This window comes from Rothia sp. P7208, assembly GCF_048512915.1.
Taxonomy (GTDB): Bacteria; Actinomycetota; Actinomycetes; order Actinomycetales; family Micrococcaceae; genus Rothia.
The window spans coordinates 48,479-60,930 of record NZ_JBLXXW010000007.1; the positions used below are offsets into that span (position 1 = coordinate 48,479).

11 protein-coding genes and 1 tRNA gene are annotated in these 12,452 nt (G+C 44.7%); 10 read left to right on the top strand and 2 right to left on the bottom strand.

The features are described from left to right. Window positions 1-20 precede the first annotated feature (20 nt). From ACN084_RS07020 to ACN084_RS07030, 3 genes are all read left to right on the top strand, one after another. Complete coding sequence (locus tag ACN084_RS07020; RefSeq protein WP_419106362.1) at window positions 21-1,112, top strand: TatD family hydrolase; 1,092 nt, start codon at window positions 21-23, stop codon at window positions 1,110-1,112. 73 nt (window positions 1,113-1,185) lie between these two features. Continuing rightward, the gene (rsmA, locus tag ACN084_RS07025; protein ID WP_419106363.1) at window positions 1,186-2,076 is read left to right on the top strand and encodes a 16S rRNA (adenine(1518)-N(6)/adenine(1519)-N(6))-dimethyltransferase RsmA; all 891 of its coding nucleotides are present in this window, start codon (window positions 1,186-1,188) and stop codon (window positions 2,074-2,076) included. Between the two features lie 21 nt (window positions 2,077-2,097). Then, entirely contained in the window at window positions 2,098-3,087 is a 990-nt protein-coding gene (locus tag ACN084_RS07030; RefSeq protein WP_419106364.1) for a 4-diphosphocytidyl-2C-methyl-D-erythritol kinase, read from the top strand. Between the two features lie 53 nt (window positions 3,088-3,140). Here ACN084_RS07030 and ACN084_RS07035 read toward each other — a convergent pair whose 3' ends face one another. Beyond that, window positions 3,141-4,202, bottom strand: coding sequence for an acyltransferase family protein (locus tag ACN084_RS07035; protein WP_419106365.1), 1,062 nt, complete (start codon window positions 4,200-4,202; stop codon window positions 3,141-3,143). A gap of 92 nt (window positions 4,203-4,294) precedes the next feature. Next, on the bottom strand, window positions 4,295-6,124 hold the full coding sequence (locus ACN084_RS07040; RefSeq protein WP_419106366.1) for an ABC-F family ATP-binding cassette domain-containing protein: 1,830 nt from the start codon (window positions 6,122-6,124) through the stop codon (window positions 4,295-4,297). Between the two features lie 214 nt (window positions 6,125-6,338). Between ACN084_RS07040 and ACN084_RS07045 the strand changes: the two genes are divergently transcribed. The 7 genes from ACN084_RS07045 to ACN084_RS07075 all read left to right on the top strand — a co-directional run bounded on the left by ACN084_RS07045 (window position 6,339) and on the right by ACN084_RS07075 (window position 12,433). Next, window positions 6,339-7,043, top strand: a complete 705-nt coding sequence (locus ACN084_RS07045; RefSeq protein ID WP_419106367.1) for a hypothetical protein — start codon at window positions 6,339-6,341, stop codon at window positions 7,041-7,043. A 115-nt stretch (window positions 7,044-7,158) separates the two neighbouring features. Beyond that, window positions 7,159-7,230: transfer RNA gene (locus ACN084_RS07050), tRNA-Gln, on the top strand. A 77-nt stretch (window positions 7,231-7,307) separates the two neighbouring features. Beyond that, window positions 7,308-8,777: a bifunctional UDP-N-acetylglucosamine diphosphorylase/glucosamine-1-phosphate N-acetyltransferase GlmU gene (gene glmU, locus ACN084_RS07055; protein WP_419106399.1), complete on the top strand. Its 1,470-nt coding sequence runs from the start codon at window positions 7,308-7,310 to the stop codon at window positions 8,775-8,777. Window position 8,778: 1 nt separating this feature from the next. Continuing rightward, window positions 8,779-9,765 carry a ribose-phosphate diphosphokinase gene (locus ACN084_RS07060; protein ID WP_419106368.1) on the top strand — a complete coding sequence of 329 codons (987 nt, stop codon included), beginning with the start codon at window positions 8,779-8,781 and terminating at the stop codon, window positions 9,763-9,765. 100 nt (window positions 9,766-9,865) lie between these two features. Continuing rightward, a complete protein-coding gene (locus ACN084_RS07065; RefSeq protein WP_419106369.1) occupies window positions 9,866-11,677 on the top strand; it encodes an ABC transporter ATP-binding protein in 1,812 nt (603 codons plus the stop codon). Between the two features lie 221 nt (window positions 11,678-11,898). Beyond that, window positions 11,899-12,294 (top strand): acyltransferase, encoded by a 396-nt coding sequence (locus tag ACN084_RS07070; RefSeq protein ID WP_419106370.1) that lies wholly within the window; start codon window positions 11,899-11,901, stop codon window positions 12,292-12,294. Next, window positions 12,251-12,433 (top strand): DapH/DapD/GlmU-related protein, encoded by a 183-nt coding sequence (locus ACN084_RS07075; RefSeq protein WP_419106371.1) that lies wholly within the window; start codon window positions 12,251-12,253, stop codon window positions 12,431-12,433. Before ACN084_RS07070 ends, ACN084_RS07075 begins: the two co-directional genes overlap by 44 nt. Window positions 12,434-12,452: the final 19 nt, after the last annotated feature.

Genomic DNA, 12,452 nt, shown 5'->3' on the forward strand with positions numbered 1-12,452 from the left:
ACTGTTGAAAAGAGACCCCAATGCGCACCTCAAAAACTCAACCTAACGATAGAGACTTCACCACCGAAGAACTCACACACTACGCCCAAAAACTCGGTATCCACCTCCCCACCGAAGAAACCCAACACAGCATCTTCACCAACACACCAGACCTAACAACAGGGCAAACACCACCAGCATACGAAAGCTCACACTACAACCTTCACAACGTCGAAACAGGAGAAGGCACCGGACGCAGATCAAATACCGGAACGAACGGAAGCACCCGCAACCTTGTCTTCCCTCCCGCGCCAGAACCCTTACCCGCACCTGTTATCGACAACCACACCCACATGGATCTACTCGATGGAAATGTCAACATTAGCGTGCGTGACGCCTTAGATACAGGGGAGTCCCTCGGCATTTCACATGTTGTTCAGGTGGGCTGTGACGTTGAGTCTTCTCTCTACTCATTAGCCGTAGCGAATATGGATACACGAGTGTTAGCTGCTGTCGCCTTGCACCCTAACGAAGCACCACGCCTGCATCAGCGCGGAAAACTAGAAGAATCTTTAGCTATTATCGATCGTTTAGCTCAACAGACACGAGTCTGCGCCATCGGAGAGAGCGGACTAGATTACTTCCGAACGGAAGAAAACGGACGTTGCCCACAACACGAAAGTTTTCGAGAGCATATCCGTATCGCTAAAAAATACGGTAAAGCACTGCAAATACATGATAGAGACGCTCATGAGGACGTCGTACGTATCCTCCTAGAAGAAGGCGCACCCGAGAGAACTGTTTTTCATTGTTTTTCAGGTGATGAACATCTAGCTAAAATCTGCATGGAACAAGGATGGTATATGAGTTTTTCAGGAACCGTCACCTTCAAAAACTCTCATGGCATCCAAAAAGCACTAGAAATAGCAGACCCATCTCTCATACTGGTCGAAACAGACGCCCCATTTTTGACACCTCACCCTTATCGTGGACGTCCTAACGCCTCTTATATGACGAACTATACGGTACGTTTTATGGCAGAACGCAGAGAATCTGAGCTTGAACAATTCTGCGAACTACTGACCCAAAACTCACATACTGTCTACGGCTCATGGGAAAACAAACTAAGATAAACCCTGCTATGAAATAGGGGGGAATCCTGCCAACATTATGTTCTTCTTGGCATAGATTGCTAAGATAAACGATGTGAACGAACAGCAACTATTAGGTCCTCAAGAGATTCGTGAACTTGCAGATACTCTTGGTATTCGCCCCACAAAAACTTTAGGACAGAACTTTGTGATTGACCCGAATACGATTCGTCGTATCGTGGCAGCAGCACATATTGATCCTCATGAAACTGTCCTTGAAGTTGGGCCTGGGCTTGGGTCTCTAACCCTCGGTCTTCTAGACGCTGCTGCTGCTGTTGTTGCAGTTGAGATAGACCCTCCACTGGCACAACAACTCCCACACACAATAGAACGGTTCAGACCAGAAAAGGCAGAAAACCTTAGCGTTATTCACAGTGATGCAATGAAGGTATACCAGCTTGAGCAAAACCCTACTGCACTGGTTGCAAATCTTCCCTATAACGTTGCTGTTCCTATCCTGATTCACTTGTTCACCCATATTTCTTCACTACGTCATGCTTTGGTCATGGTTCAAGAAGAAGTTGCTCAACGTCTTGCCGCAGTGCCCGGCTCAAAAATTTATGGTGTGCCCTCGCTCAAAGCCAACTGGTTCTGTGAAGTCTCTCAGGCTGGAATTATCGGTAAGAATGTCTTTTGGCCCGCCCCTAAAATTAATTCTGGGTTAGTGTCCTTTACTCGACGTGAACAACCTTTATCGGATGTTCGTCAAGAACTAGTTTTTTCTATCATCGATGCGGCATTTGCTCAACGTCGTAAGACTCTACGCGCTGCCTTGGGTGTTTGGGCCGGTTCGCCGGCTCAAGCTGAAGAGATCCTTAACCATGCTGGGATTGATTCATCATTGCGTGGTGAGAAGCTTTCTATTTATGATTTCGTTCGTATTGCCGAATCGGCTCGCGATTTTGGCTATGACCACGGACTAATGACTCGCGGACAAGCTCACTAAGGGCAGAAGAGGTTAGAACCTATGAGTGCTTCCCAACTATCAGTTGTTGCTTACGGACACGGCAAAGTTAATATGTATTTTGCGGTAGGTGCCCCCGAAGCTAACGGCTATCATCCTGTTGCCAGCTTGTACGCTTCGACTTCGTTAAAAGAAACTATTAGTATTCATAGCGCTAAAAATGCCGGCATAACGCTCAGTGCAGAAGTTGCTTCTGATTCATTACTAGACCAAATGCAACAAGACGGGGAGTTCGACTTATCTGTTGTTCCTTTAGATTCTCGTAATCTTGCGTATCGTGCTGCTGAGGCCGTTCTTCACGAACATGGGTTAGGAACACATGACGTTGCATTCCGTATTCATTTGGTGAAAGCTGTTCCTGTTGCTGGTGGTATGGGTGGCGGTTCAGCTGATGCTGCAGCAGCAATTTGCGCCGTAGATGAGTTTCTCCTCAAAAGTTCTATGACAACGTCATTACTATCTGATGGCACATACCACCGTATTGCGGCATCTTTAGGCGCTGACGTTCCTTTTGCCCTTCACTCAGGTATTGCTATTGGAAGTGGGGTAGGAGATCAGCTTCAACCGCTGGAGCTGCCTTCTACCGTGGAGCCTTTACCTGTTGTGTTGGTTTCTTCAGCTCGAGGGCTTTCTACACCAACCGTCTTTCATGAGTTGGACAGGGGCCGTACGCACGGAGATTATCAACCTGCAGAAGATGTTTTAGCGGTTCCCGACGGTCTTTTAGAAGCTTTGGTTGCTGATACAGCTCCTATTGCTCGTCTCTATGAAATTTCACGGTATATCCGTAATGATTTAGAGGCGCCTGCTTGCGCGTTGGCTCCAGAGCTAACGAAGGTATTAGGGATAGAGTCTGAAGGGCTGATTGCAAGTTTTGTATCAGGCTCTGGCCCTACCATTGTTTTGCTGATGGATTCGTCTGAAGAAGCTCAAAAACTTGCATCGTCTTTGCGAAGACGTGGTGGTTACGCTATCGCTGCATACATTCAATAACATAAAAATGGGGTGTACGAAAATTCTTAGTTTCGCACACCCCATTTAGGTTCTTACCGGTAGAACCTGCGAGGCAGGTCATACATGAAAGGAGCCACTTTATATGTCATCTTCCAGATAATAAGGCATATAAGAGTAATGATAATTGTAAGGAACCATGGTAATAGAATATATTCTAAAGTCGAAAAATTTGTTCCGAGGATTTTCCCCACCAATGGAATAACTGCTTCTAAGAGAATAAAATGCAATGCGTATATTGGTAACGTTCTAAAACCTAAGAACCTCGTTAAACTGTTAACTGGAATAATATCGTCGATTTTAGAACACATCCAAATGAACCAGAACAATGCGATGGGTCCAGCGATAGTTTCTATCCAAGGAAAGTACTCTCGATTTCCTGCAATTATATAGAGTGTAAATATTCCAAAGACTATTGAGGTAAGAATTGCCCCGTAAATGTAAGATAATTTCGGTACGGTTTTGAGTATCTTGGGTCCGAACCAAGCCCCAAACATGAAATATAGAAGATATTGAAATGTGTGATCCCAACCCCATGAACTTGTTACGATGGTATCTGAAGCATAAAGAATGTAGAAAATAATGATAACGGGGAGCTGCACTAATTTTGGTATTTTGAGAGTAACGCGCCAATATGCGTAGAAGAACATAAGCGCAAAGAAATACCAAAGTTCGGAGTGAAGAGTAACAGTGATTTTTGCCCAATGTAGAAATTCTTTTGTAACATTTTCCTGTGGGCTAGTTGCAGCAAAGGCTACATGTGCAATGATATAAACCATGCTCCATATAAAGTATAGGTAGCCGAGTCTAAGAACTCGATTAACCCAGTATTTATCTTTGGGTTCACTGACTTTTTTATAGAGGAAGATGCCAGATACCAAACATAACGTGGGCATTCTAAAGAGGATTAAGAAATCCCCGAATAAAAGTAACCATTGGGGAAGTTTGATTTCTAGACTATTTTTTAAAATGATTAAGCTATGTTGAAAAACAACAAGAAACACGGCTATCCCCCGTGCCGTATCGATCCATTGTGCTCGTGTTGTTTGAGGTTTTTTAGATATCTGAGCAGAAGATATCGAATTAGAATGAGACATGCGTTCTTTCCAAAATTATCTACTGGGTAATTATTTTTGTAAAATTTACTATTTATCTATAATGCTATGGACTATGACTTTGAAGTCATAAACTACTCAAGAATTTCGGAGAGGTCGAGCCAGCGTAGCTCCAGCTCTTCGATGGCAGCGTCAAGTTCACTGATTTCTTGCTGTAGTTTTCCTAACCCTGCAAAATCGGTAGGGTCGTGTTCTGCCATGATGGAAGAAATCCGTTCTTTTTCTGAACTGAGTTTAGACATCTTACGATCTATCTGGTTCATCTCTTTTTGAGCTGCTCGAAGTTCTGCCCCAGAAATTTTGGGTTGGCTTTCATCTTCTGCAGAATTTTTGTGGAGTGCGTATGCTCCAGAGCCGTTTCCAGCAGAGCTTCCGCCCTTTCCCATAGTAGAAAGATTCACGTATTCTTCAACCCCGCCGGGTAGATGGCGGAAGTTTCCATCAATAATGGCGTATTGCTGGTCGGTTACACGTTCCATAAGATATCTGTCGTGTGAGACAACAAGTAGTGTTCCTGGCCAGGTATCGAGTAGGTCTTCCATGGCTGCGAGCATGTCCGTATCAAGGTCGTTAGACGGTTCATCGAGGATGAGGACATTTGGCTCGTCTAAGAGAATGAGTAAAAGTTGTAAGCGTCTTTTCTGCCCACCTGATAAATCTTTAACAGGGGTAGATAACTGTGCTGTTGTGAATCCTAAACGTTCAAGAAGCTGCCCAGGCGTCATCTCTTTACCGTCGGCAACATAGGAGGTTTTTTTACGAGAGATTACTTCTGAAACTCTGTCATGTTCAACTTCTTTGAGTCCCTCTAGTTGCTGAGTAAGTGTAGCAATTTTAACGGTCTTTCCGTGCTTTACTTTTCCGCTAACCGGTGTAACGGCACCCGTAACTAGTCCTAGAAGCGTTGATTTTCCGGCACCGTTGACGCCGAGTATTCCGGTGCGTTCTCCTGGCGCAATGTGCCAAGTGATATTTTTGAGGACTTCTTTTTGTTGCTGTGGGTTTTCTGGTTCAGGGTAGCAGACAGAAACATTTTCGATATCGACAACGTCTTTTCCTAAACGTGAAACTGCCATCCGCGATAGTTCGATAGTGTTGCGTGGGGGAGGGACATCGGCAATAAGCTCGTTGGCTGCTTCAATACGGAATTTTGGTTTTGAGGTTCGCGCTGGTGCACCTCGTCTTAACCACGCAAGTTCTTTACGCATGAGGTTTTGACGTTTTGCTTCGGTAACTGCTGCTTGTCGGTCTCTTTCGACTCGTTGCAGGATATAAGCTGCGTAACCACCTTCAAATGGTTCGACGATTCCGTCATGCACTTCCCATGTGTCAGTGCATACTTCGTCAAGGAACCATCGGTCGTGTGTGACGGTGAGTAATCCACCAGCGTGTTTGGACCACCGATTTTTGAGGTGGTTTGCTAGCCACGTAATAGCTTCTACATCGAGATGGTTGGTCGGTTCGTCGAGCATGAGGACGTCCCAATCTCCAGCTAATAGTGCGGCTAGTGCGACACACCGGCGTTGACCTCCTGAGAGAGAAGAGACATTAGCATCCCAATCAAGGTCATTGACGAGGCCGTTAATGACATCACGAATTTTAGGGTTTGATGCCCATTCATATTCTGGAGTGTTGCCAACAATTGCTTCACCGACGGCGTGCTCATTGTTGAGAGTGTCGGCTTGGGTGAGAAATCCGATGCGTGTTCCAGAGCGGACGGTTACTTTCCCACTATCTGGTTGTAGTCGTCCTGCAAGAAGGGATAGCAAGGTTGATTTTCCGTCACCGTTTTTGCCGACGATGCCGATACGGTGTCCCTCGTTAACGCCTACGGTGATACCTTCAAAAATAGTGCGTGTAGGAAACTCTAAATGGAGTGATTCTCCGCCAAGTAAATGTGCCACATATATAGCCTACATAGTTTGCGGTCTTTATGCTTCGCTTTAAGTAAGTGCAGGAAGAGTGTTTTTAGTGTGAGTATTTTCTAAACGATGGGTAATACACTGTTTAGGGGACAGGTAATGATTAGTCGGTTGCGTTAAAGAAGTCTTGCTAAAATTAGACTCTGAGTCAAAATATCTTATTGGCACAAGAACGTATCTTAAGGAAATGAGGAGCATGGCGAAATTTGGCTTAAGGGCGCTGAAGAACCTCTTGGGGGGAAACAAGCGGCGCAAGCATGAGGTTCCTTCACCTGTCAAGCGTGAAGCTCCCAGCCCAGTTACGGAACAGATTTCTACTATCTCGGAGGAGACTCCTAAGACTTCGATTACTCCTGCCGCGCCTATTCCGCGAAAGGTTCCTGATAACGCAAAAAAGATTCTTTTTGTGTGTACCGGAAACATCGCGCGTAGTGCTTCTGCTCAGTATCTTGCGCAGTCTATGGTTCCTTCTGATTCGCCGTGGATTTTTGATAGTGCTGGAACTGGTGCTGTTGTTGGAAGCTCAGTCGCTTCACATATTGACAAAGAACTAGACCGTCGTGGAGTGCCGTATCTTGGGCATCAAGCAAAGCAGATTAATACCCGACTCTTAGCTGAGTCGGAATTAGTATTAGTGATGGAGCGTGCCCATCTTGACTGGATCGTGCAGGAATGGCCGCAATACCGTTCTAAAGTTCGTTTGTTGCGTGAGATGTCTCGCCTGCGTGAGGGCGCTGGACGTCGTTCAGACCCTATTTCCTATATGAAACAGCACGATAGCGAACCCCTCGCTAAAGACGATATCGCTGACCCCTATCGTCGTGGATCTAAAGCTGCAGAGAAAGCTGTGAAAGAAATCGAAAAATCTCTTGAAGTGATTATTGCGTGGCTAGGACACTAAGAATAATAAAAGTGGGATAAATCAAAGCGAGGGAATTTTGATATTCGCTCAGCTTTGGTATGATAGTGAATCGTCTGGTTGATTCAAGGTCTACAAACCGAGAAAATACTGACAATCCGCCATGGTGTAATAGGCAACACAGCGGCCTTTGGAGCCGTTATTCTAGGTTCGAGTCCTAGTGGCGGAGCAAGGTTAACTTCAGCTATATAGATAACTACATTGAAGTAACCGTTTCCCACCCTCGAGGAGTCCTAAACTGTGAATATCGCAGAAAAACTCGCCCCGTCCGCTGTTATTGTTCTAGCCGCTGGGGCTGGGACTCGCATGAAATCTGAGAAGCCGAAAGTCATGCACGGCATCGGGGGGCGTTCAATGGTAGAGCACGCAATTGCCGCGGCTCGTGAACTCAATCCTAAAAAATTAGCTGTTGTTGTTCGACATCAACGAGATCGCGTCGCCGAACACGTTGTTGCGTTCGACAGTGACGTGCATATTGTAGATCAAGATGACATTCCTGGCACTGGTCGTGCTGTTGAAGTTGGTTTACTTGGTCTTGACGAACAAGGGGAAGTTTCTGGAACTGTTGTAGTTACTTACGGAGACGTTCCCCTTTTGCGTGCTCAGACACTGCAAGAGCTAATTGCTTTCCATGAAAAAGATCATAACGCGGTTACCGTTCTGACTGCGCACCTTGATGAGCCTGGTGCTTATGGGCGTATCATCCGTAATCAGGCTGGTGAAGTTACCGCCATTGTCGAAGCGAAGGACGCTACCCCCGAACAGCTGGCTATCACCGAAATTAACTCGGGTATTTATGCTTTTGACGCTAAAGTTCTTCGTGAATCTCTTGCACAGGTAACAACCGATAATGCGCAAGGCGAAAAATATATTACAGATGTTCTTCACATCGCTCGTGAAGCAGGACATCGCACTGCTGCCCTTGCGATTGAAGACCGTTGGGAAGTTGAAGGTGCAAATGACCGTGTACAGCTAGCTCAGCTTGGACGAAAACTTAACGACCGTACCCTAGAACTTCATATGCGTAACGGCGTCACTATCGTAGACACTCAAAATACATGGATTGACTCCACTGTAGAAATTGAGTCAGACGTTACTATTCTTCCTGGCACACAGTTACACGGTACAACGCGTATCGGAACTGGGTCCATTATCGGACCTGATTCCACCCTGGCGGATGTTACTGTCGGTCAGCATGCTCAAGTGTCACGCACTCATGGTTCAGAAGCAACCATCGGCGATGATGCTACTGTTGGGCCTTTCGCATACCTTCGTCCCGGAACTGTTCTCGGCGAATCTGGTAAAATCGGCACATTCGTCGAAACAAAGAATGCAACCATCGGTAAAGGTTCAAAACTTCCTCACCTCTCATATGCCGGTGACGTCACCATCGGAGACCACTCCAATATCGGTGCCGCCTCTATTTTTGTCAATTACGACGGCGTCAATAAACACCGATCAACTATCGGATCATATGTTCGCATGGGTTCAGATAACATGTATGTTGCTCCGGTTAATGTCGGCGACGGCGCGTATTCCGGCGCCGGAACAGTTATTCGACAGGATGTTCCTGCCGGTGCGCTAGCTGTTAACGTAGCTCCCCAGCGTAATATCGAAGGCTGGGTTGTCAAAAACCGCGCAGGTACGGAGGCGGCTGAAGCTGCTGAAGCTGCGGGTGCAGAAGCGAAAAACTCTTCCGAGGAGAGCAATAAATAAAATGACTGCAATTACTAATCCTGGCGAAAAGAAGATGGTTCTTGTTTCAGGACGAGCCCACCCCGAACTCGCCAAAGAAATTGCTCAAGAACTCGGATGTGAGGTTCTTCCTACTTCCGCATATACTTTTGCGAACGGTGAAACATACGTGCGCTATGAGGAATCTGTTCGTGGTGCAGATGCTTTTGTGATTCAGTCTCACCCTGCTCCTATTAATGAGTGGGTGATGGAACAGCTCATCATGATTGATTCCCTTAAACGTGCTTCTGCCCGTTCTATTACGGTTGTCTCACCTTTTTACCCCTACGCTCGTCAGGATAAAAAGCATAAGGGACGTGAACCTATCTCTGCTCGTCTTGTTGCAGACCTATACAAAACTGCTGGTGCAGATCGTCTCATGAGCGTTGACTTGCATACAGCGCAGATTCAGGGATTCTTTGACGGACCTGTTGACCACCTCATGGCCATTCCACTTTTGGCGGAGTACGTACGAGAACAGGTTGAAGATATCAGCAACATCACTGTGGTATCTCCTGATACTGGACGAGTTCGAGTCGCTGAGCAATGGGCAGAGCTTCTCGGCGGTGCGCCTCTAGCTTTCGTCCACAAAACTCGTGATATCAATGTTCCTAATAAGGCTGTATCAAAAACAGTTGTCGGTAATGTTGAAGGCCGTACCTGTGTTCTAATCGACGACATGATTGACACCGGAGGAACCATTTCTGGCGCGGTGAAGGTGCTCACCGATAACGGCGCAAAAGATGTAATTATTGCGGCAACTCATCCCGTATTCTCTGATCCAGCAGTTGAGCGTCTCTCACAATCAGGTGCTTCTGAAGTGGTCGTGACTAATACCCTCCCTGTGGGAGAAGACCACCAATTCGAGAACCTCACAGTACTTTCTATTGCTCCGCTTCTTGCTCGAGCGATTAAGGAAGTATTCGACGAAGGATCAGTAACGAGCCTGTTCAACGGACGTTCAAACTAATAGGGTATAATCCTCAAACTATGAGGAAGGGAAGCATATGAGCATTTTCGTATGCTTCCCTACTCCATTACGATAAAAGCTTTAGTTCTAAGGAAAATCAATGAAAAAAATATATCAGAGAATGAGAATTCTGTTTCCTGGAAAGAGGTTTTTCATTCTTATTTTGAACGTAATTGGTTTATTCCTTCTTGCTTTGTTCGACATGGTGGGTATCGCTGCTATTATGCCGATAGTCCAATTGGCAACTGGGAGTGAAATAAATGGATACTTGTCGTGGATATCTGATTTTTTGGGGAATCCTGGTAGATCGCAGCTGATAATTTACCTGAGTATATTGTTAATATTCTCTTTTATTTTTAAAGGTGTAGCTTCTCTTGCTATTAAATGGTGGAGCTCTATCTTTATTGCGAGGCAACAGACTACAGCCTCTGTCAGTCTTTTAAATAAGTACTCAAATGAACCCTACCTAGTTAATCGCAATCGCCCAACAGCTGAGACACTTCGGGCTATTGATACTGCTGCAAATCAAGCTTATACAACCTATGTGGGTGGAGTGGTATCTGCTTTGGGTGAGTTGTTCACAATTGTAGTGATTCTTGTACTGTTAGTTGCTGTTATTCCTGAGACTGCTTTCGTAGCCTTTGCGTATTTCGGCTTCTTTGCCTTTTTATTACAGTTTTTCCTCAAAAAAAGAAATTCAGAACAAGGGGCAAAAATTATTAATGCTGCAGAAGATTCTATAAAATCTGCCATGGAATCAATCATGGGGTTTAGAGAAAACTTGATGCACGGTGTAACTCAAAGATCTGTCTATGGGTATCAGAATAAACGTTCTATTTTCGTGGAGGCTTCTCGTCGAGGTATCTTCTATCAAGATTTGCCAAAATATATTTTGGAGATAGTTTTTATTATTGGGCTTGCCCTACTTTTGGGTGTCTTGACACTTAAGAACGGTGATTCTTCAGCCCCGTTCCTTCTTCTTTTCTCTGGTGCCTGTGTCCGTATGCTCCCTAGCTTTACTCGTCTGGTAGCTTCTATCGGATACGCGCGTATTGGTGAGAAAGGAGTCGAAGTTCTTGAAAAAGATTTAGAGGAACTGGGTAAGAATGGTGAGTTTTCTTTAATCGGTAAAGATCCAGAAATCGGGAGATTTGCTAATATCAATGATGCTGTTATTCCTATAGACTTAGTTATTGAAGACTTATCGTTTAAATATCCTGATGGTCAAAAGAACGTTTTAAACGATATAAACCTTGTGATTCCTCAAGGCACATCCATCGCATTTGTAGGAGGATCAGGTTCGGGGAAAACAACCTTGGTTGATATTATCCTTGGGCTGATAGAACCTGATTCAGGTCGGGTTCTTTGCAACGATAAAAATATTCATGATGATAGAGAAGACTGGTTTTCCTACATAGGTTATGTTCCTCAAGACGTATTTTTGGGGGATTCGACGGTCAAAGAAGCTGTTGCTTTTGGGCTACGTGAAAATGAAATTGATTTGAAACGTGTCTGGGAATGTCTCAGAATGGCGGAGCTTGATGACTTTGTTAAGTCTATGGAATATGGTCTTGACCAAAAAATTGGGGAGCAGGGATCTAGGCTGTCTGGAGGGCAACGTCAGCGTCTCGGTATAGCTCGTGCAATGTATCGTCGTCCATCTATACTTGTGCTGGATGAAGCAACAGCTGCTTTAGATAATGAGACTGAGCATCGCATTACGGAAACGATTAATAAAATATCTCAAGAAATTACTGTGATTATTGTAGCCCATCGTTTGTCAACCATTCGCAAAGTTGATCAAGTTGTATTTTTATCAGATGGTGTAATTCAAGATATTGGGACTTTTGAAGAAGTTCAATTATCAAATTCAGAGTTTGCAAAGCTCGTAGAGTTGGGGCAATTAGGATAATCTTTCCTTGTCTTACAATATTTTCTCTAAAGGAAGATTTATTGTGAAATATATTATCTTTGTGAGGTATTTAAAGGGTACGTTGGGATGGTTCAGAGACGAGATTTCCGACCCGTATTCTATTTGTCGGATTTGGAATCTGTAAATGTTTTAATGAATAAAATATATTCATATGGATATTTTTTTCTAAAGAACTCAGCTATCTGAAAGGCCATTAGAAGATGAATATTGCTCAGAAAATCGTTGAGACGGTTCCCTCCCTTCGCTGGCACTATAGCGCTGTTATTTCTAAGACGCTTTATTCCCGTGGGTTTAAAACGTTTGGGCTGAACAGCGTTATTGTTTCTCCGCTCTCTTTACGCGGTATCGACCATATCAGTATTGGTAACAATGTTGCCGTCTATGAAAAAAGTTGGCTTCAAGCTGAAGCTAATGGATCTTTGGTGATTGGTAATAACGTCTATTTAGGACATCGCGTACACATTCATGCTGTGGATACTATTGAAGTTCACGATGATGTGATGATTACAGACGGCGTAACCATTTCTAATGGTTCCCATGATTTGATGGACCATGATGTGTTGCAAAAAACTGGTCCAATTATTAGGTCGTCATAGTTTTATAGGTGGACGAGCAATTATCCTCGGAGGGGTCACTATCGGAGAAAGAGCCACTATTGGTGCTGGTGCTGTTGTGACAAAAGATGTTCCTGCTGGGGCAGTGGTTGCCGGTGTTCCTGCTAAACCTCTAAACTAATTAAAAATACTCGTATCTT